General features: G+C 58.1%; 22 protein-coding genes. 12 read left to right on the plus strand and 10 right to left on the minus strand.

The window, feature by feature from the left end; genetic code table 11:
- Positions 1-152: 152 nt before the first annotated feature.
- The 4 genes from ACFDTG_RS04230 to ACFDTG_RS04245 all read right to left on the minus strand — a co-directional run bounded on the left by ACFDTG_RS04230 (position 153) and on the right by ACFDTG_RS04245 (position 7161).
- Positions 153-2000 carry a UvrD-helicase domain-containing protein gene (locus ACFDTG_RS04230; RefSeq protein WP_375289763.1) on the minus strand — a complete coding sequence of 616 codons (1848 nt, stop codon included), beginning with the start codon at positions 1998-2000 and terminating at the stop codon, positions 153-155.
- A complete protein-coding gene (locus tag ACFDTG_RS04235) occupies positions 1960-3843 on the minus strand; it encodes an ATP-dependent endonuclease (protein WP_375289764.1) in 1884 nt (627 codons plus the stop codon). Before ACFDTG_RS04235 ends, ACFDTG_RS04230 begins: the two co-directional genes overlap by 41 nt.
- Before the next feature lie 94 nt (positions 3844-3937).
- A complete protein-coding gene (locus tag ACFDTG_RS04240) occupies positions 3938-6649 on the minus strand; it encodes an N-6 DNA methylase (protein ID WP_375289765.1) in 2712 nt (903 codons plus the stop codon).
- Positions 6650-6882: 233 nt separating this feature from the next.
- Complete coding sequence (locus ACFDTG_RS04245; RefSeq protein WP_375289766.1) at positions 6883-7161, minus strand: hypothetical protein; 279 nt, start codon at positions 7159-7161, stop codon at positions 6883-6885.
- 119 nt (positions 7162-7280) lie between these two features.
- Here ACFDTG_RS04245 and ACFDTG_RS04250 point away from each other — a divergent pair, with 119 nt between their 5' ends.
- The 4 genes from ACFDTG_RS04250 (at position 7281) to ACFDTG_RS04265 (ending at position 9053) form a co-directional block, all read left to right on the plus strand.
- Complete coding sequence (locus ACFDTG_RS04250; protein WP_375289767.1) at positions 7281-7484, plus strand: helix-turn-helix domain-containing protein; 204 nt, start codon at positions 7281-7283, stop codon at positions 7482-7484.
- Between the two features lie 198 nt (positions 7485-7682).
- Positions 7683-8246: a hypothetical protein gene (locus ACFDTG_RS04255; RefSeq protein WP_375289768.1), complete on the plus strand. Its 564-nt coding sequence runs from the start codon at positions 7683-7685 to the stop codon at positions 8244-8246.
- Positions 8247-8437: 191 nt separating this feature from the next.
- Positions 8438-8665, plus strand: coding sequence for a hypothetical protein (locus ACFDTG_RS04260; RefSeq protein ID WP_375289769.1), 228 nt, complete (start codon positions 8438-8440; stop codon positions 8663-8665).
- A 70-nt stretch (positions 8666-8735) separates the two neighbouring features.
- Entirely contained in the window at positions 8736-9053 is a 318-nt protein-coding gene (locus ACFDTG_RS04265) for a hypothetical protein (RefSeq protein ID WP_375289770.1), read from the plus strand.
- A 166-nt stretch (positions 9054-9219) separates the two neighbouring features.
- Here ACFDTG_RS04265 and ACFDTG_RS04270 read toward each other — a convergent pair whose 3' ends face one another.
- The 4 genes from ACFDTG_RS04270 to ACFDTG_RS04285 all read right to left on the minus strand — a co-directional run bounded on the left by ACFDTG_RS04270 (position 9220) and on the right by ACFDTG_RS04285 (position 13338).
- Positions 9220-10989, minus strand: a complete 1770-nt coding sequence (locus tag ACFDTG_RS04270) for an AAA family ATPase (protein WP_375289771.1) — start codon at positions 10987-10989, stop codon at positions 9220-9222.
- Positions 10990-11313: 324 nt separating this feature from the next.
- Positions 11314-11499 carry a helix-turn-helix transcriptional regulator gene (locus ACFDTG_RS04275; RefSeq protein WP_375289772.1) on the minus strand — a complete coding sequence of 62 codons (186 nt, stop codon included), beginning with the start codon at positions 11497-11499 and terminating at the stop codon, positions 11314-11316.
- A gap of 50 nt (positions 11500-11549) precedes the next feature.
- Positions 11550-12206, minus strand: coding sequence for a hypothetical protein (locus tag ACFDTG_RS04280; protein ID WP_375289773.1), 657 nt, complete (start codon positions 12204-12206; stop codon positions 11550-11552).
- Positions 12193-13338 carry a tyrosine-type recombinase/integrase gene (locus ACFDTG_RS04285; RefSeq protein ID WP_375289774.1) on the minus strand — a complete coding sequence of 382 codons (1146 nt, stop codon included), beginning with the start codon at positions 13336-13338 and terminating at the stop codon, positions 12193-12195. Before ACFDTG_RS04285 ends, ACFDTG_RS04280 begins: the two co-directional genes overlap by 14 nt.
- A 260-nt stretch (positions 13339-13598) precedes the next feature.
- On the opposite strand from ACFDTG_RS04285, the gene ACFDTG_RS04290 reads away from it, so the two are divergent.
- The 8 genes from ACFDTG_RS04290 to ACFDTG_RS04325 all read left to right on the plus strand — a co-directional run bounded on the left by ACFDTG_RS04290 (position 13599) and on the right by ACFDTG_RS04325 (position 21979).
- Positions 13599-15419 (plus strand): DUF262 domain-containing protein, encoded by a 1821-nt coding sequence (locus ACFDTG_RS04290; RefSeq protein ID WP_375289775.1) that lies wholly within the window; start codon positions 13599-13601, stop codon positions 15417-15419.
- Between the two features lie 5 nt (positions 15420-15424).
- Positions 15425-15859 carry a hypothetical protein gene (locus ACFDTG_RS04295; protein ID WP_375289776.1) on the plus strand — a complete coding sequence of 145 codons (435 nt, stop codon included), beginning with the start codon at positions 15425-15427 and terminating at the stop codon, positions 15857-15859.
- Positions 15860-15868: 9 nt separating this feature from the next.
- Complete coding sequence (locus ACFDTG_RS04300) at positions 15869-16159, plus strand: hypothetical protein (RefSeq protein WP_375289777.1); 291 nt, start codon at positions 15869-15871, stop codon at positions 16157-16159.
- A 189-nt stretch (positions 16160-16348) separates the two neighbouring features.
- Positions 16349-18619, plus strand: coding sequence for a hypothetical protein (locus tag ACFDTG_RS04305; protein WP_375289778.1), 2271 nt, complete (start codon positions 16349-16351; stop codon positions 18617-18619).
- A complete protein-coding gene (locus ACFDTG_RS04310) occupies positions 18606-19298 on the plus strand; it encodes a thermonuclease family protein (protein WP_375289779.1) in 693 nt (230 codons plus the stop codon). Before ACFDTG_RS04305 ends, ACFDTG_RS04310 begins: the two co-directional genes overlap by 14 nt.
- A gap of 446 nt (positions 19299-19744) precedes the next feature.
- The gene (gene ribB, locus ACFDTG_RS04315) at positions 19745-21019 is read left to right on the plus strand and encodes a 3,4-dihydroxy-2-butanone-4-phosphate synthase (RefSeq protein WP_375289780.1); all 1275 of its coding nucleotides are present in this window, start codon (positions 19745-19747) and stop codon (positions 21017-21019) included.
- On the plus strand, positions 21019-21441 hold the full coding sequence (gene ribH / locus ACFDTG_RS04320; protein ID WP_375289781.1) for a 6,7-dimethyl-8-ribityllumazine synthase: 423 nt from the start codon (positions 21019-21021) through the stop codon (positions 21439-21441). The genes ribB and ribH overlap by 1 nt, the downstream gene beginning before the upstream one ends.
- A 223-nt stretch (positions 21442-21664) precedes the next feature.
- A complete protein-coding gene (locus tag ACFDTG_RS04325; RefSeq protein ID WP_375289782.1) occupies positions 21665-21979 on the plus strand; it encodes a hypothetical protein in 315 nt (104 codons plus the stop codon).
- On the opposite strand, the gene ACFDTG_RS04330 is transcribed toward ACFDTG_RS04325, so the two are convergent.
- Together ACFDTG_RS04330 and ACFDTG_RS04335 are read right to left on the minus strand one after the other, a co-directional pair.
- Positions 21930-22994, minus strand: coding sequence for a CatB-related O-acetyltransferase (locus ACFDTG_RS04330; protein WP_375289783.1), 1065 nt, complete (start codon positions 22992-22994; stop codon positions 21930-21932). The genes ACFDTG_RS04325 and ACFDTG_RS04330 overlap by 50 nt on opposite strands.
- 172 nt (positions 22995-23166) lie before the next feature.
- Positions 23167-25950 carry a DUF3857 domain-containing protein gene (locus ACFDTG_RS04335; protein WP_375289784.1) on the minus strand — a complete coding sequence of 928 codons (2784 nt, stop codon included), beginning with the start codon at positions 25948-25950 and terminating at the stop codon, positions 23167-23169.
- Positions 25951-25971: the final 21 nt, after the last annotated feature.

Below are 25971 nucleotides of genomic sequence, written 5' to 3' on the forward strand. Positions count from 1 at the left end.
GACTCTTAATCAGCGGGTCCTAGGTTCGAGCCCTAGTGCGTCCACCATTTTTCAATGACTTAGATACGATTTGGAGGTTGCGCGTTCCGGCGGGGCACCAATGGGGCATCAGATGCTTCATCGCTGATCGCAGTGACCGTGCAGGCTAATTGCTAATTATCCTCTGGCACCAACAATACACAAGGATCGCCCTTGGGCGTTAGGATTGTGGTGCGCCGACGACCACGGGTCACGCTCACTCGGAAATTCTGGCGTGAGCCATCATTCACCTCTGCCCGGTCATTGTTCCGGACGATGCGATCTAGATTCGCGACGATCTCGTTGTTCTTTTTGCGCGGCCATCCTTCAAAAATGATGACCTCGTCAAATTGTTTGCCCTTAGCCTTATGCATGTTCATGACCACAACACCGCTCTCGGGCTTCGTACTGGAAGCAAAGTGTTCTTGAACGAAAGCCTGCTGAACAATCGCGAGTGCATTTGCGTAAGACCCGTTGTCCCGCCAATCTTGAGTAAGATCCTGACGAAGCTGCGTGCCTCGCTCCAACAGGCGGATGTTTCGCACTTCGGTGCCGACCTCGTTGAGGCGTTTGCAACCTCCATCTTCCAGTACGGCTCTGACCGCTCGCCAGTCTTTGTCAGGATCACCAGTCAACACGACAGTAATTGCGGCATTGTAGACTTCGAAGGTGGCACGGAGGATGCTGTTTCCGGGCGGATTCTTCCCTGCGTCAAGCGCCGCAGACCATTTATCATAGGCTTTGCGTAAGCGGTGGGCTTCTTCCAGCGCACCTTTGGAAGGGCGATCTCCGCCCTTTCCCTGAAAGTAGTTGCACAGGAGGTCGAGAAAGACGTCAACGCGCACAACCGCATCCGGCTGCATTAGATGTGCGATGATTTCTGAACCAAGAATGGCGGCTTCCAGCTCAACTACAGCGCTATGTGCTATGGCCTGCATGCCTGCGGGCGGTTCGCGAAATGTGTCTGACACAAGTCGTGTCATTTTTTTGGTGGGGACGAGTATCGCCAGTGACCACTCTGGCTTGCCGACATCCACGAGGCGTTTGCGTGCTGCATAGGTGCAGGCGACTAGCGCCGTCATCGCCCGATCTGCGAAAGGTTCGAACAATTTGAAGCCTATCCCTTCGTATGCCGTCTGATCGAATTTGCCGGCAAGGATGGCATTCCCGAACTTTGCGATGTCTGTGCCTGCGCTTCGGTGGTTGGCATCACTGAAATCAATCTCGGTGGGGGTGAATGCCTCGCGGAAATGATTCAGACGTTCGGGGTCAGCACCTATAAAGTCGAATATGCGCTGCTCGGGATCAGCGAGGGCAATAAGACGCGTGTACTGACCGATTGCTTGGACAACACCCCATTGCTCGGCGTTTGTATCCTGGAACTCGTCGAGGATGACGACGGGGTACATGGTCGCGAGAAGTCGCCGCAATCGCTCGCTTCGGTGCAGGAGATCGCCAACGAACGGAGCGAATAAATCAAAGCAAATTCGCCCATCATGCTTGGCGAGCCGATGCCTCTCCGCCTTTTCCGCGTTCGCCTTGTCCTCCTTCTCCTTCGCTGAAAGTTTGCTGTCAGCGCCGAATCCACTCCGTATCGCTGAAAGAGCAATCGCTTCGGCGGGTGGCGTGAGAATATTCAGTCGGCGCGGCAATCCTATGAGGTAGCCATGCGCCTTGAGAATGCGCCAGAAAAAGGAGTGGTAGGTTTCAACCTCGATGCGCCGTTTGGCATCACGAGAGATGCTTTGCTCTTCCTCGATCGCTTCAACTACGCGAGCGACACTGGCGCGAGCGAAACTTAGAAACAGGACCTTATGCTGCGGTCGAAGGTTGCGCTCGGCAATCTGGGCGGCCTTCAGGATTGATATTGTCGTCTTGCCAGAGCCCGGGCCGCCAGTGACTAGCAGATGCCCGTCGCTGGCCATGACCTCAAGCTGCTTTTCAGTCAGCTCCATCATTGGCAGCCTCTGGCTGAGCTTCATCACGGGCGGGAGCCACTTCTTCCTGGGCTGGAGCAGGGTCGCAGGCCTGCATCAACTGCTTGCAGGCTTGGCGCAACCATTCAGGAATTTCAGCCTCGGAACATTGCGCGAAAAAGTCAGCCAACCCCCAATTGCCCTTTGCCCAACCGAAATACTCGGCCAGAGCATCTCGAGCTTGTGCGACTGGGACAGGATATTTTTGAATGATATGCGGCGGCCATTCCAATGTGCCTGCAAATCTTTGCAGTGCCGCCTCGGTGGTGCCGTCAAGGACGAGCTTCTCGATGGCCTTTTCGTCGTGCATGAGAAGAAGTTCGACTTCGGCCTCGATAAGGGCTTGGCCCGCCGTATCCTGCTTGTCGCACAGTGCGAAAGTGCGCTTGCCCAGATTGCGAAAAAGTTTGGCCATTCCCGCGATCTTCGAATCGCTGCCAGCGTTGAGCGTGCACATACCAAGGGCTTCGAGTGACTTGTATTCGGCGGGGTTCAATTCGGCCAATCGGCGGCATACCACTGGGAAGGCGGTGGTTTCCGTTTCCCCCTCAGCAATCAGAACACGACGGGACAGCAGTCCCTCACAAAACCGGGCTCGAAAATCCTGCCTATAGACCTTCAATTTGAGGCTATCGGGGAGCGCGATCAACTTTCGGCTCAACTCGCCAGAAGCGTTCCGGCCAAGCACGACCGTCTCATCAAGAGCGAACTCTTCGAGGACGTATGGCGAGTGTGACGTAAATATGGCCTGTGAAGCGAGCGACTGTATCTCATGCACGATACGCTTTTGGGCATAGGGGGGAATCGCTGTCTCAGGTTCCTCCATCGCAAAAATTACGTTCTGCTTATCGGCCGCAATCTGCGAGAGCATTGCAAGCACCAGCATGTTGATCGTGCCCGTGCCTTGGCGATAAAATGGTGCAGCGTGCTCACCTTCACCCGTGGCAATGAACGCCGTAATGACTTTTCTCAGATGCTCGCGCGTGAGATTGGAGACCTTAAGATGAGGTTCGATACCCCACTCCTTGGGCACATATTTCTTCAGCGCTGTGTTGATGCTCTCCAGCACGCCGGAGATACCTAACGCGGGATCGGCGGCCACCGTGAAGTCCGAGAGTTTGCCAATCGTGTCCTCCCACATCTGTGGGCGGACTTCCTTTAAACGAAGGATGATATCCAAGAGGCTGCCCCGTTCGAGGCTCAGCGCGCGACTGCCTGTGCGCAGGGAGCGGAGGTATAGGAAGCCGCAAACCTGCTTGTCCTTCTTACGAAACTCAACGGGACTGCCCCCTTCGGTAATGCTGCGTGTGAAGTAGGTCTTCCCCTGAAAATCGTCTTCATCAGGGTCATACCAACCATGAAAGGTCACGCGAAGGGCTTCAGTTATATGGTCGGGATCAACCCCTTCTGGATTTGGTTCCGCATAGAACTGATCGGCGACGGAATCCCAAAACTCTACATAGTCGCCGAAGCGAGCCTTCTGGTCCTCGGAAAGGTCGGCAATCGCGACTTCAATTTCGATGCGCGGTGCCTCCTCGGGCGCAGGATCGGCATCGTCGGCAGCTTCAGCAGCATCTTGTTCGAAGTGGTCTTCTTCGACGTCTTTAGCATCACCGTCTTGGTCCTCTGCCGACCCGCAGGTTGCCAAGTACTGTCCCTGATAAAAGTCGTGCTCGTCGATTGGGGGAAATCGGTTGAGGCGATCCGGCCCAAGAGCTAGATCCAGTGCCTCAAGAATGGTCGTCTTGCCCGTGTTATTGTCGCCGATGAGAACAGCATGCTTGGGCAGCAAAACCGTGGCGGCCTTGATGGCACGGAAATGACTGATGCTGACGCGACAAGCTCTCATCCATTCCCCCTATTACCCGCTGACGGTACCGAGTGATCGTGACGATTGTTGGTGAATACTACCCGCTATTATGCCGCGGTCGACCTTTCAACAGTCATACATCAGCGTCTTCCGACGCCGAATCCAGCTCAACCTCAGGCAACGCTTCATCTCCTCGTCGGTCGATGGTGTCGTTAAATACCATCATGGCACGAGACATGAGGTCCAAGGCCTCCCGTTGACTATCGCGAGCGGCCACCAGCCCTTCGACCAACTCAAGCTGTGTTGTGCGATCAGGTGGAAACGCGATCTCTAGGGCTTCAAAGTCCCCCACCTGCGTTCGGCGGCGATTGCTGTGGCCGGTCGTGATCGCCCGAAATGCTCGCTGGTAATAGCGGCTACGAAGAAGACACGAAAGGAACACTGGATCGAGGCGTTCGTCGGTAATCTCGTAAATCGGGAACTCCTTCGTCACGAGTGCCCGGTCGAACGCTGAGGGGACAACCGCAACACAGCCCTTCCAAAGGTCGATGGAGCTAAAGACCACATCGCCCTCTCGCGCCGCGAACCAAGTGGAGGGGCTTTCCTCGAAATACATGCCAAGCCACTCGGGAGGGTTGCGTCCCTTTCCAACCTCACGGGGACGAATTTCTCCGGATTGACCGATGGTCATCACCTTCACCTGCTCGGTCGGGCGCTCCTCTGGCTTCACGAGATCAGTACGGCGACGAAGCACGTCGCGAATGGGCATCTTGACCCATCCTTCGGGCACGATGTTCTGCTCTTCTCGCTTGAACAGGTGGTACTTAGGATCAAGCCGATGGCTTGCATGGGCCCGCCACAGCTCGCCTGCGGGAATGGCCATGCAATCCGGTGACTTGCGGCCTTGGTAGTTGGTCGGGTCTGCTTGGAAGGCGCGATATTCACCGAGGATGGTGCCGTCCTGTTCGTCCGCGAGGCGGCCACCGGCCGACCCACGATAGAGGTCGTTTACGTCAGAATGGATGCCCGTTGACGTATAGCCGACCCAGTTTGCCTCAGCCAGGAACACCCTGTATTCGAGCGCGTCCAACGCAGTGGCGACCGCCTCCTCTTCCGCTGCACCTCCATTAATGGCCTCCGCATAGGCCTGATCGAACATCGTCTGCTGCCAGCCCTGAAACTTGCGGAAGTAGAGGATCGACGTCTTGTTTTGCGCACCGGACTTACGGAACGCATAGTCAGGTAGGGAGACGATGGCCTCGATGAACCCGCGCTTCGCTAGGAAACGACGAACAGCGGGGCAATTGCTTTGCTCGCCTTGATTGTTAAACAAGCCATCGGGCAGGATAAGGCCCAGCTCACCACCGGGCTCAAGCAGCTCAACCGAGCGCTCTAGAATAACGTGTTCGGATGCGACCTTGGTGCGATTGTCAGCGACGGTAAAGGCGTCGAGCACGTTTGAGCCTAAGTGGTCATCATCCCCCGCCTGCACTTCGTCTCCAAAGGGCGGATTGCCGAACAACTTCGTGAACTTGTCGCGGGGCGGATTCAGTCGAGCATGGGCGAAGACCGTGTCGAGGCAGGACCGGTCAGCCTCGATGTTGGTGTGACCATCGTGGTGTAGGAGCAGGTTGATTTTGCAGATGCGCCCCAAAATCTCGTGGATTTCAATCCCGAAGACGTTCGTCCGGGAGAAGTCCATTTTCGCACGACTAATCTCGACCTCAGGCTGGCCGTCGTACTCGCGATCAATGTTGTGCCAGACCTGCAAGAGAGCTTCCAAAAGGAAGCCACCGCTGCCCGCCGTGGGATCGATAATGTAGTCATTCTCACTGATGCCGAGCATAGCGACCGTGAATCGGGCGAGCTGCCGCATCGTGAAATACTGACCGAGCTCTCCGCGAAACACCGAACCGAAGAAGTTCTCGAAGGCAGCGCCAATGCTGTCAACGTCCGTCCGCAGGAAGCTGACTTCCTGCAAGGTCAGCACGATCTCGTAGATCTTCTTGTCTGTGAGGCGGATACGGGAGTTGGACGGGAAGATCGTCGGGTCCTGTCTGCAGGCCTGCGCAAAGAGCGCGTGAACCCGACCGGCGACGGCAGCCGTAGTTTCGTTAGTTCCCACCTGAAAGTGGCGAAACTCGCCAGAGCGACGATTCCGTTCGTCCACGACCTTGGCGAATAACAACTTGCTCCACTCGTCAAATGAAGTGAGTGGATCGCGTTTGCCACCCGCCCATATCAGCGAGTGGACGCGTTTGATCTTGCCTTCGAGGATGTTCGAGGCAACCGGATGGATGTCGGTCGCACTGCCAGCGATATAGCTATAGGTCGGCACCTCGCCGAACTGCTCGGGCACCGCATCGCGAGTGCCGAGCATGTTCTGAACCCGCTCAGTGGAAGGGAAGTTCTCCACGTCATAGAAGCGAGACTCGCCATATTCCTCATAGAGGCCCAAGGGGATGCGCAACGAATTGGCATTGCCGAAGAGCTGCTCAACGCCTTGATCCCGGGAAGCCTTCGCCTGCGGGTCGCTCTTGCATTCAACGACCAAGTACGGTTCGCGGCAACCCTCGTCGCGATAAACGATGATGTCCGCCCAATCGCTGGGAGTCCGACGCGGCACCTGCACTTCGACGCGCATCTGTGTAGCTGGGTATTTCTTATCGATCACCAGATTGGCGATGGCGATGCAGCGCACCCACTCCTCCGGGTCGCTCCACGCGTAGGACTTCTTGTGGTTCAGGTGATAGGTAGCTCGACCGTTGGCGATCTCTATCACGCCGCGATTGATGCATTCGATGACGTTTTCGTTTTGGATGGCTATCTCAGGCGTGAGCCGCATATCATCGCTCCGGTCTATATCCCCGGACGATTGCTCCGCTACTCTGCCTAAGTCAAGAGTGGATAACAGAGCATGACGCTCTAAACCCACATCTGCCGCTTGATCATTCCTTCTTTGTCGTCTTATTTGAGCCAATTATGCCTGTCTCCCAGCATGCTTGCACGACTACCCCTCTACGGAAATCGTCGATTTCGAGTGCGCATCTCTGAAAAAACTCGTTTTGTTGCATGATGTCACTTGGGCACATCGGTCAATTTTCCGTCTGGCCCGAAGGGCAGTCCGAGCGAACGCGCGTTCGCTCCGAACATCGATCCGGTGGAATGCACCCAGACGATGCATTCGCTCCCATCCGAATTTGTGACGACCTGATTGGGCTGCCCGAGAAGGCCGATAACCTCCGCCTTGGTCATACCAACGCGAAGGCGATCGACCGCTGCCACGTCGTAGTTCGTGCCCATCGAAACGCAGCCCGCAAGCGACAACGCAGCTACTGCAACCAAGTACTTCAGCATCTTGCACCCCTTATTGTAGTCAATAAGTGACATCGATAAGGAGTGCGGAATCCATGGTCAAAGGATTTGTCACTGATCGTCTGTAGACCAATTGACGACATCACGGTGCTGTCGCTCCGATGGATATCCGGGAACGTCTTGCGCAGAATCTACGCCAGTTGAGGCAGGACAAGGGGTGGTCGCAGGAAGCGTTTGCGGATGAGGCGGGTTTGCACCGAACCTACATCAGCGATCTTGAGCGTGGCGCGCGCAATCCGACGATTACGGTGGTGGACAAGCTTGCGACCGCCTTAGGCGTGACGCCAGGGCGGCTACTCGACTGAGGGCGCACCTACCCCAAGCCACAGTATTTCGTTGAAAAGCCAGCTTGAGAAGCACAGAGCCGCCGTCCGGAGAGCCGGAGGTTGGGCCTGAGACGTGGGCGATCTCGATGTATGATGCCGTCCGAGACGCAGGAGGCTTTCATGGGCGGACTTGGTTCGGGCGCGCGGCGATCAACGCATATCGGCAACGTCGAGGAAATGCTGGCGCTCGACATTCGCGCATTGCGGCGGCTGGGTGTAATCGCACCGGGCGAATGCATCATCGACACGTTGCATTGGTCAATCGGCGGCCTAAGCACCGCCAGCGCGCGCCTGCGTGCCGACCTCAGCGACGTTGAACGTGGCGGCGTCATGACAATCGTCGGTCAAATGCCTGACGGTGCCATCAACCAGCCCGTCGCCGTCGAAATGGTGCCATCGCCATTTGGCGGCCACCGCTGCTATTTCATCTGTCCGTTCTCCACTCGGCGCTGCGAGGTCTTGTATTATGCCAGAGGCCGCTTCGGTTCACGCGAGGCGCAGCGCCTAAGCTATGCGGTGCAAGGCATGGACGAAGTTTCGCGCGCCCGCCGCAAGACCGCAAAGCTCCGCAGCCGCCTGTGCGGGTCGGGTAGTCATCCGCGCGCACGAGGGCGTAATCGCATCGATATGGTGAGCCGCCTTCGACAAGCGGAGCATGATGCACAGGCGCTATACCTTGACCGACTCCGCGCCTTTACTGATCGGTCTGGTTCCCGTCGGATGCCCGGCGAAACACCGTAGCGCGCCCAAGATAAGGAATTCCAAGCGTTTAGGCGCACCGACCACCTGATTCTATATCAGCGGGTCCTGACCGTATTGCGCAATTTTGCGCACCGGCACCCGTTCGGAAATCAGCGGGTTTCGTGGGATTTTTCCTGACTTCGCCGCACCCATGATCTTATTGCGAAGATGGTCAACGAAAGGAGGCCATCATGTCCGACCACGAACCGTTCGACCGGTTACACCTGTTGTCTAATGCGCAGGCGCTATTCCCCGGCGCGGTGATCGAAGTGACTCACATGCCCGACGAGATTATCCATATCGATGTGGACGGGCACCGCTACACGTTTGAAATCGGCAGCGACGACGACGAATACCTTTTCACCGACGGGAAAGCGTCATTCTCGATCCCGCTCATGGAAATCGACTGGGATTTCTAGGATTTCTCCTGACACGCCTTCCGAACCCATCTTAATGGAAATGTCGGTCCAAACAAAGGAGATGACCGACATGACGACGACCGAACCCGCAAAGCCGACCACCGCCGCGCCGAGCGCCGTAAGTAAGTCCGATGTCGCCAAGCTTGCATCGGGAAGCAAGGCACCAGCGAAGCCTCCCGTCGAAATGGTCACGCTCGACCAGCTCGCCCGCGAAATGAAGATGCCCGCGCGCGATGCCCGGATGCTGCTGCGGCTCGCCGCGAAACAGACCAAGCTCTACCCCACACTGGGCAAGGAACACGTCGCAAGGCAGCCGTGGTCATGGGCGCCGGGATCGAAAGCGTTGGACGAAGCTCGAAAGGCACTCTCAGCGACGCCGACCGTTTGACGAGCCGGGGCATCGGGCAACCGATGTCTCCCTCGCCTGTCTCGATCCAACTTTTCCGGTTTTCACGTTTTCACTGGCTGGAACATCGTGAAAAGTGCCGGGGCGGTACGTGGGACATTCCCGCCCCTCCCCGGCGATGAAAACTTGGAAACTTGAAAAGTTGGCGTCAATCGGGCGCTAGCGACCAGTACCAGACTTTGCCCTCCTTGGCCGTGATTATGCCTAGCTCTTTCCGCGCCCGATCAAGGGTGGACGCGCTAATCGCTCGCGCCTCACCCTTCGATTTGAGCTTGGCCGCCGGCTTGGGTCCATCCGCCAGCGCCTCCAACAGGAACCCTTTGGCGACCTCCCGCTCATCCTGATCCGGGCCGCGCGTGGGCGACTCGGCCGAAAAATATTCGTCGGCGGTTACTTCGGTGAACTTGTCGAAGGCGATACGCGGCTGCTCACCCTGCCGCCCATCGGCATCGCCCATCGTGAACAGCATGGACTGCCCACGCTCGAAGTTCGTCTTCATATGGAACACGATGAAACCCCGGACATCATCGGCGCGGCGGGCAAGACCGAATTGGTTGCGCGAGATACCCACAAAGTCGGTGGAACCCAGCCCCTTCTTCATGGCCTTGTCCTGCGCGCTCTTACCGAAGTGACGAACGCAGATGATCGCGCATTTTCGCTTCGCCGCAATGTCGCCCAAGCGCGACATGAACTCGCGTACGTCGATGTTGCTGTTGCCGTCCACGCCGGACATGAACGCTTGAATCGGATCGAGAATGACGAGACGTGGCTTCTTTTCCGCTATTTCACCGTCCAGCCATTCGACCATTTCCGACGTAAGCTGAAACTGCCGCGACTGGATGAATACGCGCGAAAGGTCCGCGCCGTTCGCCTCCAGCCGCTTCTTGATGACGGCACCGGGCAGGTCCTCGAAATTGAACAGAAAGCAATTGGCCGGTTCAATTCGATCGCCATTCGGCAATTGCTCCCCACGACTTAGGCGCGCGCATAACCAAACGCAAAGCTGGCTTTTGCCATCACCGGGATCGCCGTCCAGCAATCCGAGTGTGCCGAGACAAACATAGGGATACCAAAGGAATTCAAGGCGCTCTTCCGGGATTTCCGAGAACGGAATGATCTGCGGCAACGGCTTGACCGGATAGCGCGACACGCTCCGCGCGATTTGTCTGACCTCGCGATCCGGCAACGGTTTCTCGGACATGGTGCGGTTCAGCGTCTTCAGCGTGTCCAACAGCGCCGCTTGCGGCACCCCCTTCCCGTGCATGTAACCCGCGAACTTCGTGAGTGTGTCATTGCGCAGCCCGACCGGGATCGGTCCGCCCTCGCCTGCTTCGATCGGGTCTTCACTCCGTTCGGTAATGACCGCAATGTTCAGCGGCAATTTGGCCATCGGGAGGTCCTCCCAGAGCGCATAGATAGCGCCCGAGGCGTGCATCGAACTTGGCCCGACGACATAGCAGCCGGGACCGCTCTTGACGTCCAGCTTGTTCTGCGCGCCATTTCGAGCGGGCATTTCGCCCCGGTAGTAGAAATGGAACCCCCTCGCCGTTTTCACGGTGAACGTTGGCGGCGGATGATGCCCTGAACGGAATGCCCGCAAGGCTTCCTTGCTGTCGCAGTCGATCACGGCCAGCCCTTCAGTCGCCACGGCATAGTTCATGTCGGGGTGTTTACGGTGCCAGCGCTGAATGATCTGCACATCGACTGTCGCGCCCTTGACGCCGTTGCGAACCAACGAGCTGATCGGATGCTTGCCGGGGCTTTCGCAATCGTCGTCGCCGCACGTGCAGCAGTCGTCAACAACACCATGGATTGGCAGGACAGGAATATCCTGCCCCGCGAACCATTGCATCATACTCAGGACACTACCGCGCCGGTCGAAGCGGACGCTAATGCGCTCTCCTCTCTGCGCCTTCATTGTTTGGGCCCTCCCCAATCGTGGCGGCTCGGATCAGGAAGCGGCGCACCTTCGATTTCTTCCTTCCAAGCGTCATGGCGATCGCCTGTCTCAGCGTCGAAGACGAACAGGCGCGTCCAAGTTTCGCCTGTCCGAAGGTCGCGATAGTCGCACTGGACGAGGCGCTTCATTGGCCCCGTCCCCGCGCTGGATAGAGCTGATCTATCCAAGCTCCATAATCTGCGAAATCATCAGGAGTTGTAGTGGAGCGGTAGAATATGTGGCCTCTCGGTCTTTCTCCAAGGCTTGTGGTGACAACCTCTGCCCGCACAACGGTCGTCGATCCTAGCTCGACTTCGAAATGAACTCCTCGATCTGGTCCGCTCGCCAATAGCTCGTCGCGCCAATTTTCAGGCGTTTTGAGAATTTGTTTCGCTTTTCGAGCCTCCACAGAGTGACTCTGTGGAGATCGATACCCAATCCGCGCAGAGCGGCGAGATCGAGCAGGACGGGATTCTTTGGGGGATACATGCATAACGGCTCCAAATTGCCGGAGGCACATCCTCCGGGGAGCCGTTCAATTATCCCCCTGGCTCGCTGATGGCTTCACAACTTATCGATTCCGAAACTTGCCGTCCCGTTTTGTTCTCTTTCAGAAAGTCTATGACCGTCTTGCCCACTTTAGACAGATGCGATCCATCAGGGACGTCTAGCCTGTTAGCAGGACACCAATCACCAAGATGTCTGACTACTTCGGCATTCGTGGGAATACCCTCTCGTCGCAACGCGAACATCCACGCTTCGTGGACGATCTTATCCCATTCATATGTATGCTTCTTGCGTGGCTGCCCCTTCTTCGGAAGGACCTTTATCAGTTCCGGTTCGTCAATCCATACCGGCTCCCATCTGTCGAAATCGAGCCTGCAAGCGCCTGTGCGAAGGCAAATCTTGAAGGCGGGAGACGTGACCCAATGCAGTGGCAAATCCGTGGTTGCGGTTCCGTCATCGGTCAATGCGTATGCGGTGACGTGCCCACCCGTGACAAAGCCAAAGAGCAATTCTTCAACGTGGTTGGCTCGATGCCAGGCTTCCGTGTCGGTAGCCTCTGCCTCTTCATATTCAAGCGACGCCGGATCAGTTTCACACCAATCGGAATGAAATCGCCTTCCAACTATATCAGCCGCCTTTGCAACAGATATCCAGCGGGTTCGCGCTGATCCTGCATCATCCAAGGCCATCGAGAAAGCTTCCCCACTTATCCATCGCTTCGCGCCGTTCGGCGTCGTAGCCGTATCGATTATATACAGCGGCCACCCCGGAAATCGTGCCCGAAATGTGGTTCAATACCTTCTCGACAACGTGCGGTGCGATCCCCGCCCTCGCCATTCCCGATGCTGCCGTTCGCCGCAGGTCATGAAGTCGCCATTCGGATGTCTGGGACTCGGCATGGATGTGCCGTAACGCCTTGCTGAATCCACTGATCGGAGATCGCCGCGTTGTCGTGAACACCCAATCGCACTCAGGAAAGCGAGGAACTTCGGCGAGCAGCCGTAGCGCGAAGTCGTTGAGCGGGACAACGTGCGGCTTGCCGTTCTTCGACAGATCCGCCGGAATGACCCATTGCTTGGCATCAAGGTCCACTTCACTCCATTTCATCTGTGCCACCTCGCCGCGCCGTTGCGCCGTCGCTAGCAGCAGCGGCACGAATTGGCGGAAGGGATAAGCGTCCTTGGCGCCGGCCGTCAGCATCGCGCAGATTTCATCGTCCGTCAGCACACGATCACGGGCCTGTTCTCGCGTCGGTGGCTTGGTCCCCATGACAGGCGACACGTCAACGATGCCGCGCTCCATGCACCAGTTGAAGAGCTTGCGCAGATTTGAGTGGATGCGGTTCGCCTGATAGGCTGCGCCGCGTTCGATGGCCCCGTCCATCAATTCGAGGATGTCGTGGCGCTTGATCTCACGAATATCGCGCTGCCCATGCACGGCGACGAACTCGCGTTGCAAGATGCGTTCGGCCTCTTTCCAGCTGCGATTGCGCGGCCGTGCATATTGGCGAATGAAATCACTGCAAATGGCCTCGACGTTCATCCCGAGCTGGCGACGACGCGCGGCGGGATCAATCCCATCATCCACCAATCGCAGGGCTTCGAGCGCCTTGTTGCGGGCTTCAGCAAGGGTGATACGCGGATGGACACCAATGGGCAATCGGCGTTGGGTCAAGCCGTAGCGATATTTGACCGTAAAGACCTTCCTGCCGGTCGGAAACACCCGAAGGCTGAAACCCGGGCACAAGAGATCATGCACCTCATACCGTTTGACCTTCGGCTTGAATGCTTCGATTGCCTTTGCGCTGAGTGCCTTTCGCATGTGCCGTTCCTTTCAACGGCACCTCAATAATCACGGATTTCCGCCATTCTCAAAAAAAAATCCTAGTCGTGCAACGGGATGCAACGGAATACTTCAGGATGCTACGCCAGCCTTTGGATGACCGGGGGGGCTAAGAACCAAACTGTGGACGCAGACCACGGACAAAGTGCCGCGCGCTAGAACCTAGGTTTTCGGGCTGAATGAATTTCGTTAGCACTGGTTCGCTAGTTCGGGATCATCGGATTCTTGGGGGAAGCCAGTTGCAGCCGACTTACATCACGATTTCCAAACTGTTCAGTGGCGACACACGCCACACGGTGCCGTTGTTCCAGCGCCCCTATGTCTGGTCGCGGGAGGAGCAATGGGAACCGCTCTGGGAAGACATCGCAGGTCTGTTGTCCAGACTCGAAACGCGCAATGGTGATGCTTCTATCGCCAGCCACTTCCTCGGAACTGTGGTGCTTGAGCAAGTCCAAAACCCGACCGGCACCTTGCCCCGCCGGGAAGTCATCGATGGCCAGCAACGACTGACGACCCTGCAAATCGTGCTCAAGGCAGCAGAGCATTCCTTGGCACAGGCCGAGCAAGGCGTTGCGACCGAATTTCAGCCGAAAGTGAAGATTGCCCGTCGGCAAATCGGCAATTTGATCGAGAACGTCGCTGAAGGGGAAGAGCAATACAAGGTCTGGCCGACCAACGAAGATCGCGCCCCCTTCAAGCAGGTCATGGACGCTAGCGGCCCCAGCGAATTAGAACACGTCAGCACGCGCATGGCGTCTGCTTACCGTTACTTCCACGAGCAGTTCTCGGCCTATCTCTTGGCGCGGGACACCGAGCGCCGGGCACAGTTTCTAGCCGAAGCATTGAAGGACTACCTCAAGGTCATCGTTCTCGACCTCGAAAAGTCGGATGAGCCGCAAGCGATATTCGAGACTTTGAACGCTCACGGCACCCCACTACTGCCTGCTGACCTCATCAAAAACTGGTTGCTGTGGGAAGCCGCCCGCCAGAAGCTGGATGTCCCTTCCCTCTATGAAACCTATTGGCGCGAGTTCGACCGCGATCATGAATATTGGCGCGCGAAGATCGGCACCGGACATGCGGCACGTCCTCGGGTGGATACCTTTCTGCAAAATTGGCTGACGAAGGAAACCAACGAGGCAGTCTCGGCCAAGCGCCTGTATGACCTGTTCCTCAAGCACGTCGCCGAAGCCCGCGCTGACGGAGGCGTCAGCGTAGATGTTGCCGAGCTGATGGCTCGTATCAAGCTCGACGCCGAGCGGTATCGCCGCATCGACAGACCCAGCGAAGCAACGCGCTTCGACATCTTTCTTGAGCGCCTTAAGGCGATGGATGTCGTCGTCTTTCACCCGCTGGTTCTGAGCCTGATTGAGCTTGCCGGGGATGACTCGCACGATCTCGACAATTCTGGCGTCGTGCTGGAAAGTTATCTTATCCGGCGGATGGTCTGTAGCGGCCAGACACGCGGATACGGCACCCTCGCTTTGTCCTTGATGCGCGACATCAAGGACCGAGCAGATGGTGCGAGCCTTGCCGCTACATTGCGGGATCGCCTTCTTGGCGAAGCAAACACAGATGCGTGGCCGGACGACGACACGTTCAAGTCCGAGTGGGGCCGTAGGAAATTCTACGGGGCGCTGCGCCGTGAGCGCGTTCTAATGGTCCTTCGCGCGCTGGAACGGCGTTATCAGGAACACGCCCACTTGGCCGAACCTTTGATGACCTTCGATTGGTCGAAATTGCAGGTGGAGCACATTTTGCCGCAAAGCTGGGAAACAGGATGGCCTATCGCCGAGAATGTTTCCCCTGCTGAGCGCAATTGGGCACTTCACGGCATCGGCAATTTGACGCTGGTCAGCCAAAAGCTGAACCCCACGATGTCAAACTCACCATGGGTCGATCCCGTTGGTAAGGGCGGAAAGCAAGAAGCCCTGCGCAAGCACACCCGTCTCGAAATCAATCGTCGCCTGCTAGAAAACTATCCCGTCTGGAACGACGAAGCGATTGATGCCCGCAGCCGGGAAATGTTCAAAGACGCAATGGCGATCTGGCCGAGGTAAGCGCGATGGAGTTCCGCGACCGTTTGATCGCTGCCGGTATCGAGCCGAAACACGTCAAAATGTTGCGGCACACCCTAAGCGACGGTCGGACTCCCCATGACTGTTGGCGTCGTGATCCGGAGATATTCTGGCGATGGGTCTCTTACCAGAAAATTGCCAACCGTAGCTGGTTCACGCGCCCCATTTGGGCAAACTTCGTTGCGCTTCCGGACGGGAACACCTTGTTCGTCGGGCTTACCGCCGCCGAGATCGATGGTTTAGTTCCGGACGGTGAATGGGACGTGCTGCGCCGTCGCCCGATGCCCTCCGGTATGCATGACATTTATCGGTTGAGCCCCTTGGACCAAATGAGTGCGGATGCGGGAAGGCTGTTCGTTTCGTGGCAGCCGGGTAGAAACTGGACCCGCTGCGCCGAGCGGGGTTCCTACGCACAATGTTAGAGGATCGGTATGCACGAGTTCATTGATAACGATGACGGTTACACGGTCTGGCTCAAAGATCATCCGAGCGGCTTCGTTCTGAATGTCCGACGCAATCCCGGTGCAAGCTACGCGGTGCTGCATCGCGCCCTCTGCCAGACAATTGCCAAACCAAGAGACGATGGAGCCTACACAGGGCGCGGTTATCGCAAGGTGGTCGCCAATGCCGTCGATGACCTTCGCAGCTATACCCGAACCCTTGGCGGAACAAACGCTTCTTTTTCTCTCGTCTGCTCCAAATGCGACCCGCTTGGCGGCTAGCCCAATCGTGCGTCTCCACATGGCGAATTTCGATGGAAGGTCGACATCTCCACAGCGCCATTGGAACCGATCTTTGTCCGAGGATGCTCAGCGGCAGTTTGATGTTGTTCCGCGTTGTTCCAAGCGCTCTTGACAGGCTGCCAGTCTCTCCGTTAGGTCAATGCCACAACGCGGAACAACGAGGACGGCATGACGATATACACGGCGTCAAAATCGCAAGCTCAGGGCCGTCCCGGCTGGAGCATTAACTTTCGGCATCCGCTTAGGCGCGATTCCCGCAACAAACCGGGATTGAAAGTGCGGCGGGGGCTAGGCACCACCTCTGCCGACGAGGCAGAACACCTTGTTCGGCAAATGAATGCGCTCCTCGGTGATGACCGCTGGTGGAGCATTACGCGGCGCGCAGAGGCGCTTGCAGAATTCGATAGCCGGGTTGTGGACGCCTTCTATGACGAAGTAGAACCAGCCCAGACAGACACTCGGGCCATTCGCCAATCGCTGCTGCCATTACCCGGTCGTGATGATGGCTATTCGCGGGTCTTGCTGGTTGGAACCACTGGCGCAGGCAAGACCTCGTTAGTCCGGCATCTGATTGGCACCGATCCAGATGAAGATCGTTTTCCTTCGACCTCCACGGCAAAGACGACAATCGCCGACACCGAAGTCATCATCGCCCCGGACAGGTACCGTGCTGCGGTCACCTTTTTCCCCGAAGCAGACACTCGCGGTGGGATTGAAGAATGTGTTTTCAATGCCTGTGCGGCAGCGCTGGAGGGAGAAAATGACGAGCGCATTGTTGAAAGGCTGCTCAATCATCCCGATCAGCGCCTACGTCTGAGCTACATATTGGGGAGTTGGAAGAAGCGGAAGACGACTGAAGAAATCAGCAGCGATGACGATTGGAATTTTGGCGGTGAACCAACCGTAATTCCGGAGCAAGTCGATGACGTGGACGCTGTATCGGAAGCGGATGCGGTAACGCATCAAGAGCGTCTGCGGTCATATTTGGCGCGTGTGATCGAGCTTGCGGAAACGATTGCAAAACCCATTCTGGCTGAGCTTGAGATTTCGTTTGATACCGCCAAGCCTGACGAACAGGACGCTGCTTTAGAGCTGATTGAACCGGAGCTTGGGCAATCACCCCTGTTCAGCGATTTGGTAAATGACATTATCGACGACATTCTGACGAGGGTCGATCTGGTCAGCGCGGGCACATTTGATCGGAAGCGGTCTGGCTGGCCGATCGAGTGGACATTTGAAACCGACAAACGAGATGAGTTCATTCAGCAGGTTCGTTGGTTCTCCAGCAATTATGCGCCATCTTTCGGACGCTTGCTGACCCCTCTGGTTGATGGCGTTCGCGTAAGTGGGCCGTTCGAACCAACATTTACAGACGACCTGCCTCAACTCGTTCTGATCGATGGCCAAGGACTAGGGCATACCGCCGATAGCACCGCCAGCGTCACCACCAAAATTACTCGCCGGTTTGCCGAAGTCGACGTGATTGTGCTGGTCGACAACGCGGAACAACCTATGCAGGCGTCACCTCTTGCTGTCCTGTCGGCAGTCGGGACCAGCGGCCACTACGGCAAGCTGGCCGTGGTGTTCACGCACTTCGACCAGATCAAAGGTGACAACCTCCCCGGCCCAGCCGAAAAGCGTCAGCATGTTATGGCATCCGTCCGCAACGGCGTTGGGTCATTGAAAGAGGTCATCGGTGGTGGCGTCGCCAACTCCCTCTTGCGAGCCGTAGAGCACGACGCCTTCATGCTTGGCGGACTCCAGTTGAATACCGGTAAGCTGCCCCCTGCTATCAAGGGCGAACTACGTCGGTTGGTTGAACGCTGCCTCAAGGCGGTCGCACCTCCTAAGACCCCTGATGCTGCCCCCATTTACAATTTGCTTGGTCTTGACTTCGCGATCCAAGCCGCAACGCAGAAGTTCCATGATCAATGGGCGACCCGGCTGGGCCTTGCAGTCCGGTCAAATGTTCCGAAAGCTCATTGGGCAACGGTTAAGGCGCTCAACCGCCGCATCGTGTTTGGCCTCGACAGCTATGGTTCACTCCAGCCAGTCGCCGATGTTATCCGCGAGCTTCAAACACAAGTCTCACGCTTTTTGGACAATCCGTCTAAATGGACCCGTGACCCTGCAGATGAAACCGAAGCGCAGGAAGCCCTTGCCAGCGTCCGGCAAGCCGTTTTCTCGACCCTGCACGATGTTGCCCGCAGCCGAATCATTGATGAGGAACAACCGCAATGGAACGCCGCGTTTGACCGACGCGGTCCGGGCTCTACATTTGAACGGGCCGAAGAGATCAAGGGCATTTTTGACGACGCTGCGCCTGTGCCGGGTCCGGAAATGAAGCCGAATACAGTCGCCTTCCTCAATGCAGTTCGCAGCCTCGTGGCGAATGCGATCCAGCAGTCTGGGGGCAGTCTGGAGAGTGCTCAGCCCTAACCTTCGCTCGGAAACAACCAATGATGACTGCCGCGCAACATTCATGCAGAGTCCTTTAGTGATTATCGTCCCAGATGATCCTGGCCCGACGACCTCTGACGCGGCGCTGAATGCGGTTGTCGTGAAGGTCTTTGACGGCGACGGCTTTCTTGCGAATGTGTGGAATCCCATCCGGGAGGCATGGGTCGAGCGCATCCCGTTTCGCTTTGCATTCATCGATGCGCCGGAGATGGAACAGCCATTTGGGCAAGCGTCAAAAGACTTCCTGACCAGCCTCATAGCCCGGAAATCACTTCGTCTAGACCCCATCGGCAAGGAATCGACCGGCTATATGCCCATTGACCCCTACAAACGGATACTCTGCATGGCGTTCCTGACCGATCAGATGGAGGTCGGGGAGATCGAATATTACCTGAATGGCGAATGCGGCGCGGGTTCGGTGAAGAAGGCTCGCCCTGTTACCCGCAATATCGAGCTTGAGATGATCGTGAACGGCTGGGCTTGGGTTGTCGAGCAATGGGCGTTTGATCGGGAGGACGAATATTTCGAGGCGCAGAATGACGCCCAGCGCAATCGCCGCGGCCTGTGGGCGATGGATAATCCAGAACCACCATGGAAATTCAAACGACGTCAGAAGCGGCGAAGTCAAGCCTCCGAAGGGCAGGACCGCCTGATTTGAGGCTGTCGCGCACCGCCCGGTTCCAAGAACCGAGGCCTCCATGTCCGCGACAGATCAACTGCCGCGTGGCACTTTCTAGGATTTTCGGCTTTAATGAATTTCGTGTTTCTGAACGGGGTCCCAATGGGGCATCAGAAGCGGACAATTGACTGCTTCAGGGTACAACAATCTACAACAGCTCGCAAACGCTTAGGTCACGCAATGGTGTTCCCCAAGCAACCGAATGCAACAATTTGCGACGCTTTGCCAAGGGTTTAAGGCCAGCTCTTAATCAGCGGGTCCTAGGTTCGAGCCCTAGTGCGTCCACCATTCTTCAGCCAAAATTGTGAGAGCGGCGGTGTTTTCCGGGAAGATCGCACTGCATCGCCAGCTTTTCCCATACCACCCTACACTCTGGTGTGAACTCGACGCTTTCCCCTACCATTGCGATGTGATAAACGCGCGTAATGAGCACTACGATCGAACGCACGCGCGAAATCATCGAAACCGGAGAGATGACTCGGAGCGGGTTAGCGCGGGCTGCGGGCCTGCATGCCAATACCTTGCAATCCTGCTTGTTGGATAATTGGAACCCCACTGCCGACACGCTCGCCAAGCTGGAGCGCTTTCTCGACGAACACAGTGACGATCCGGTGCTCGTATCCATCGAGGAAATCATCGACGAGGCCCGCAACGGACGCATGTTCATCCTTGTTGACGACGAGGATCGCGAGAACGAGGGCGATCTGATCATACCGGGCCAGATGGCCACTCCGGCAGCGATCAATTTCATGGCGACGCACGGGCGCGGACTGATTTGTCTGGCCCTGCAGCGCAGCCGGATAAATGCTCTTGGCCTGGAACCGATGAGCCGCAATCACACGGAAGCCATGCAGACCGCCTTCACCGTCTCGATCGAGGCCAGGGAGGGTGTCACCACGGGCATTTCCGCCGCGGACAGAGCACGCACCGTCGCAGTGGCCATCGATTCGACCAAGGGGCCGCAGGATATCGTCACCCCGGGCCACCTTTTCCCACTCGCCGCACGCGACGGCGGGGTCCTGGTCCGCGCCGGCCATACCGAGGCGGCGGTGGATATATCGCGTCTTGCCGGGCTTAACCCTTCTGGCGTGATCTGCGAGATCATGAACGATGACGGTACGATGGCCCGACTCGAGGACATGACCCGTTTCGCGCGCAAGCATGGCCTGAAGATCGGCACCATTCGCGACCTCATAGCCTATCGCATGAAGCACGACCATCTAGTTGAAATGGTAAGTGAAAGCTCCCTCAAGTCGCAATATGGCGGCGACTGGCGGGCGATGACCTATCGCTCCAAGGTATCTGGCGCGACGCATGCGGTCCTGCAGAAGGGCCATGTCGATCCCGCCAGCCCCACGATGGTGCGGATGCATGCGATTTCAATCTTCGACGACTTGCTGGGCCAGACGGGACCGCGCAAGCATCAATTGCAGCGTTCCATGGAGGTGATCGGGGAGCGCGGCGCCGGGGTGATTGTGGTCATAATGCCTTCCAGCCCGGATCATCTCAGGGCCGAGATCGGCCGACACGTGCACCAAGTCGGCGAATTGCGCGATTATGGCATCGGGGCTCAAATCCTCGTGGATCGCGGCATCAGCGAGATGGTGCTGCTGTCCGACAGCGATCGGACGGTGGTGGGACTGGAGGGTTATGGCCTGAAAGTGGTGGGCCGCGAGCCCTTCGAAGGGGAGCAAGACTAATGGCCAGATTTTTGATCGTGGAAGCGCGGTTCTACAGTCATCTCAACGATATGCTTATCGCGGGTTCCCGCGCGGCGCTGGAAGCGGAGGGTCACCAGGTAGAGGTACTTACCGTGCCAGGTGCGCTGGAAATTCCCGCCGCGATCGCGACGGCAGCCGAAAGCGCGCGCTACGATGGCTTCGTTGCCATCGGTGTGGTCATCCGGGGGGAAACCTATCATTTCGAAATCGTTGCGGGCGAAAGTGCACGGGGAATTATGGCCTTGACGATGGATGCGATCCCCATCGGTAACGGAATTTTGACGGTCGAGGACGAGGAGCAAGCGCTGGTTCGCGCCGATCCCGCGCAAAAGGATAAGGGTGGCGAGGCGGCCAAGGCGGCAATGGCTCTGCTGAAGCTCCGGGAGAGCTACACGAACTAGCCGCTCCGAAACCTCGCTCGCACGGTCTTCCGGTCGCTTATGCGGTTATCGCCGCTGTTAAGTGAATGGATCGCAGGCACCTTCGACAGTACCGCTCAAAGTCCGACATCACATCACAATGTGCAGGGTGACGTCGCGATACATCAATGATCAATCGGGTTCAGCTTGAGCCGAAGTTCCCTCGCCCGCATCTCGCGCCCATGCTTTTCCAAGCCCCCGCCCCATGAACGGCCCGCTCGAGTGGATCGCGGCCATCGGCACCATGCTGGCCGCCGGCCTGATCGCCGCCGACATGGGCCGCAAGGCCACGGGCTGGGGCTTCGTGCTGTTCTGCGTGGTGTCCCTGACATGGATCGTATCCGGCCTGACGACGGACGCCATGCCAATCGCGGCCATGAACGCGGTGCTGCTGCTCATAAACGCCTGGGGCGTTTGGCAATATCTGATAAGCCCCAAGAACAAGAAGGTCATGGAGCGAGTGGAGCCGGTCAAGGAAGAGATTGAGCATGAGGTGGAGCGCGAGGAGAAAGGCGCTTAGGCCCCGCCTCGAGGGGTTTTGGGGCAGCTAAAGACCAGCGATAGGCTATGGACGCAGTTCCCGACATGAGTGCCCTAGGGATCGTCTGCACCAAGACAGCGAAAAGACGTCTTGGTAGCGCAAGTCGGAATAGCCGATGGTTCGACCGAGACCTGTATCCATGGGCGCTCGCGAACTCCATTCGCGCCAATGGCAAAGCGCGGTAACCCCTGTCGTATGGGATCAATACATTCTTTTGGCCGCAGTAGCGCCAGACGGTCGCCTCGCCATCAACGCCGATTTTGACTATCACTCCGTTGTAAGGCTGGGCCAGGCCCGATAAAATGTTGCGCTCAATTATCGGGATCGCTTTACGAACGTCAGTGAAATCAACGCCAGCGAGAGCGGAAAGGCCATAATTCCACCACCGTAGTTGCAGAAGCGCTTCGACGATTTCGGCGTCAAACCGATATCGAATGATCTTCGCGGGTGTGCCACCAACGATCGCATAGGGCGGGACATCTTTGGTGACCACCGATCTCGCAGCGACAATTGCACCGTCGCCTATATGTACGCCGCGCCGATTAAAGACACCTTCGCCAATCCAGACATCGTTGCCGATATTGATCTTTTCGACCCGGTTAGACATGGATGCATTGAGAGTGCTCGCAGCCTTGTCGACCATCGCGCGGTTCTCGCTGTAGAATCCGCTCAGGTCTCCGAACTCATCGAAGCCAGTGAGAACAGGAGATGCTGACAGAAAATCCGTTGGATGCTCGACCTGTCCGGCTACTACATTGCTCGCGATGGAACAGAAGCGGCCAATGTTAGAAACATGACGGATAAATGTTTCTCGACCGCCGACAAAGCTATACGCCCCTACAAATCCGACATCATAAATGCCGCGACGGACGCTTACCGGCGCCTCCAACAGCACATCCACCGGATCAGAAAAGCCGAAGGAAACGTCGGGAGCGATCTTGGCCTTGTGTTCCTGGCTGGTTTTTAAGGCTTCGGGAGAGAGAGGTGAACCCATCACGGTGCTATACGCAGCCGATATGCAATCGCCTGCTATACGCAGCCGATATGCAATCGCGCCAGTGCACGATTGTAAGTCAAGCGATCCCCGCCCGCCCCGATGCGCATACCCCAGCTTTGGCCGCTCAGCGCCGTGCGAACCTATCCTGGTAAACTGCGCACCGCGTCCTTCAGTGCTTCAGCCCGTAGCTAGCGTATTGCTTGGCCAGATGCGGCCAGGCTTTGCCGAAAAAGTCGATGAAGGCGTCGGCGCCCTTGTCCCCCAGCGCGCGTTCGGCGTGGGCCAGCACGTAGCGGGTGACGAAAAGCCCCGGCTGAAGTGCCAGCGCGGCCTGCGCATCGGCCTTCGCCTTTTCCGGCTGGCCGACCTGCAACCAGGCGAGCGCCCGGCTGTCGAGCGCGCCCGCGGCAAAGTTCGCACGTTCCACTGCGGCGTTGCAGACGTCCATCAGATCGTCCAGCCCGACGCGGAAGCGCGCGCGATACCAACATTCCGAATTGACCAGATCGCCGCGCCCCGGCTGCCGCGCGATCATGGCTTGCAGTTCCGAGAGGCCTTCATCCTGCCGCCCGGCCCAGGCGAGGATTTCCGCGCGGGTCTGTGCTACCGTATCGCGGTCGGATCCGCCGGTGTCGAACTGATCGATAAGCTCCATGGCTTCGTCCGTCTGTCCGGCTTCCCCAAGCGCCAGAGCGAGTGCCGCCGCCGTCTCCAGCGATGGCGACAGTTCGAACACGTGGCGGTAATCGGCTATCTGGGCTTCGGTGTTGTTGAGGGAGGCATAGGCGGAAGCGCGCGCTTGGTAATACTCCGTTTCCGGCTCCAGTTCGATCGCCTTGGTAAAATCGGCGATGGCACCGCGGTAATCGAAAGTGCCGTGGAGAAAGCGGGCGCGGTTGAGCCAAGCGGTCGCGTCTTCCTCGTCGCGCGCGATCGCGGCGGAATAGGCTGCTTCGATGGGGTCGAGCAACTTGCGCTTATCCTTGTCGGCATATTGCCAGCGCCGCATGGGGTGCGCTTCGGTCACGATCGCCGGGGGCGATCCCGATATGGCGGCGATTTTGCGTTTTTCGGCGGCGATTTCGCTGGCGGGCAGTTCGCCGCCTTCGCTCGTAACATGCTCGATCACGGTTAGTTCCGATCCGGATCGCGACACTGTGCGGACGAGATGGCGCCCGGCATATGTCGTATCGAGATCATCGAGGCCGGTGAGTTCGAAGGCGTCGATGGTATCTGGAAGCAGATAGCGTACGGTGGTGCGCATATTGGTGGGCGCTCCCATCTCGACCGGAATGTCCTTCCACGCAGCGCGCGCACGATTGGGGCCGAATTCGAGCCCGGCGCTTTCGAACTCGTCGAGAGTGCGCCGCACACGGCCGCCATCGTTCTGCCAGCCAGACGTCACCACCCCCTTGTATGTCACGGTGGCCGTCGCGTTTTCCGCATCGAAGATCATGTCGCCTTCGGCAAGATAGATTTCATCGGTGACGGACTGGGCGAAGCTCGACAACGTGTCGTCTGCCTGCTCCGGCGTCAAATTCTTGTATTGCGCGCTCATCTGATCGGCGATCGGGCCCGTGATCTGAATCCTCGCGCTGACGATGGCAGGCACCTCCACGCCGGCGCGCTGGTCGACGGTCATATCCACGATGGTATCGGGGGCGGCGGGCACCCGGGGCGCGAGCGCCAGCAGGCCAGCGCCTTCCGCACGCACGGGGAGCACCGTCCTGAAAGGCGGCGTGTCGGCGATGTTCTGCACCCGCGTGCCGGCCGAAGTGCCGTCAAGCCAGTAGCTCATTCCATCGATTTCGGCGCGGACGAAGACATGGTCGAAGGCACCGGGGATCGGCAGCAAATCCGATGTCGCATCGCTGAGCGCGGTGTTGACCAGCACGGCTTCCGCCTGGATGCCGAGCCGATCGAGCATCGCCAGCAACAGCAGCGCCTTGGCCTTGCAATCGCCATAGCGTGTATCCCACGTTTCCGCAGGCGACTGGGGTACGTAATTGCCGCCGTTCATGCCATTCAGCAGATAACCGATCTTGTCCTGGACGAGTTGCGTGGCGCGAGCCGCGCGCACCAGGGGATCGTTGCTGGCGGAGGCGATGGCATCCACCTCACGCTCGAGCGCGCTGCCAGGGGCTATGGTGCCCGCCGGATCGTAAAGCGGCGCGAACAGCCGCGACACCTCTTGCCAACCGGCAAAGGTGCCCGCCTGCAGGATCGGCGGGCGGACAAAGCGCGAGGGCGCGTCCTCCGGCATAGGATCGGGCTTTGCCAGCGGCAGCGGAACCATGACGATATGATACCCGCCCTCGTCCGCTTCCTCGATGCCTTCGACGCGCGGCCCGGCCAGCCAGCGCACGTCCTGTCCCTTGGGCCAGGACATCTGGACGCGTGCGAAACTGGCCGCCACGGGTTCGGCTAACAGGGGCACGGTCGCCTGCACATTGCCGTCCAGCGCCGGGTCGCGGCTCGTGACCGTGTAAGATACGCGCAGGATATCGCCCATGCGCAGACCGGGGACGGGCATGGTCGCGGTCAGGATGCCGTCCAACATGCGTCGCTCCAGATTGCTCTCTCGGCGCAGCACGGTGTAGCGTGCCCCGCTTTCCAGCACGTCGATCTCCTCCTCTCCGCGCAGGATGGCCACCCTGTTGATGGTGAGATCGCCCTTGTCGGGCATCCATTGCGCGCCGGTGGTGCCGCCCTGGGTCAGCGCCTGAGGGCTGTTGAGGACAAACGCCTGGTCGACATGGGCGGTCAGCATGCCGCCTTCGATGCGTTGCTGAATGTCGAAGAGGACCAGCGGAGACTTCGCTCCTTCGGCGCTCGGTCGGGGCACCTCTTCGACCCAATCTGGCGCCGCACCATAGAGAACGGTGTCACCAGCTTGCGCCTGGCCCGCAAGACACACGGCGGCTGCCGCGATCACATAGACAGATTTGGACATTCGACCCCTCTCAAGATTCGC

Origin of the sequence: Qipengyuania sp. (assembly GCF_042095715.1) — a bacterium.
GTDB lineage: Bacteria > Pseudomonadota > Alphaproteobacteria > Sphingomonadales > Sphingomonadaceae > Qipengyuania.

Bases quoted from the DNA above. Each gene is read 5' to 3' on its own strand.
- ACFDTG_RS04230 (WP_375289763.1), bottom strand. From the start codon at position 2,000: ATGAAGCTCAGCCAGAGGCTGCCAATGATGGAGCTGACTGAAAAGCAG.
- ACFDTG_RS04235 (WP_375289764.1), bottom strand. From the start codon at position 3,843: ATGAGAGCTTGTCGCGTCAGCATCAGTCATTTCCGTGCCATCAAGGCC.
- ACFDTG_RS04240 (WP_375289765.1), bottom strand. From the start codon at position 6,649: ATGCGGCTCACGCCTGAGATAGCCATCCAAAACGAAAACGTCATCGAA.
- ACFDTG_RS04245 (WP_375289766.1), bottom strand. From the start codon at position 7,161: ATGCTGAAGTACTTGGTTGCAGTAGCTGCGTTGTCGCTTGCGGGCTGC.
- ACFDTG_RS04250 (WP_375289767.1), top strand. From the start codon at position 7,281: ATGGATATCCGGGAACGTCTTGCGCAGAATCTACGCCAGTTGAGGCAG.
- ACFDTG_RS04255 (WP_375289768.1), top strand. From the start codon at position 7,683: ATGCTGGCGCTCGACATTCGCGCATTGCGGCGGCTGGGTGTAATCGCA.
- ACFDTG_RS04260 (WP_375289769.1), top strand. From the start codon at position 8,438: ATGTCCGACCACGAACCGTTCGACCGGTTACACCTGTTGTCTAATGCG.
- ACFDTG_RS04265 (WP_375289770.1), top strand. From the start codon at position 8,736: ATGACGACGACCGAACCCGCAAAGCCGACCACCGCCGCGCCGAGCGCC.
- ACFDTG_RS04270 (WP_375289771.1), bottom strand. From the start codon at position 10,989: ATGAAGGCGCAGAGAGGAGAGCGCATTAGCGTCCGCTTCGACCGGCGC.
- ACFDTG_RS04275 (WP_375289772.1), bottom strand. From the start codon at position 11,499: ATGTATCCCCCAAAGAATCCCGTCCTGCTCGATCTCGCCGCTCTGCGC.
- ACFDTG_RS04280 (WP_375289773.1), bottom strand. From the start codon at position 12,206: ATGGCCTTGGATGATGCAGGATCAGCGCGAACCCGCTGGATATCTGTT.
- ACFDTG_RS04285 (WP_375289774.1), bottom strand. From the start codon at position 13,338: ATGCGAAAGGCACTCAGCGCAAAGGCAATCGAAGCATTCAAGCCGAAG.
- ACFDTG_RS04295 (WP_375289776.1), top strand. From the start codon at position 15,425: ATGGAGTTCCGCGACCGTTTGATCGCTGCCGGTATCGAGCCGAAACAC.
- ACFDTG_RS04300 (WP_375289777.1), top strand. From the start codon at position 15,869: ATGCACGAGTTCATTGATAACGATGACGGTTACACGGTCTGGCTCAAA.
- ACFDTG_RS04305 (WP_375289778.1), top strand. From the start codon at position 16,349: ATGACGATATACACGGCGTCAAAATCGCAAGCTCAGGGCCGTCCCGGC.
- ribB (WP_375289780.1), top strand. From the start codon at position 19,745: ATGAGCACTACGATCGAACGCACGCGCGAAATCATCGAAACCGGAGAG.
- ribH (WP_375289781.1), top strand. From the start codon at position 21,019: ATGGCCAGATTTTTGATCGTGGAAGCGCGGTTCTACAGTCATCTCAAC.
- ACFDTG_RS04325 (WP_375289782.1), top strand. From the start codon at position 21,665: ATGAACGGCCCGCTCGAGTGGATCGCGGCCATCGGCACCATGCTGGCC.
- ACFDTG_RS04330 (WP_375289783.1), bottom strand. From the start codon at position 22,994: ATGGGTTCACCTCTCTCTCCCGAAGCCTTAAAAACCAGCCAGGAACAC.
- ACFDTG_RS04335 (WP_375289784.1), bottom strand. From the start codon at position 25,950: ATGTCCAAATCTGTCTATGTGATCGCGGCAGCCGCCGTGTGTCTTGCG.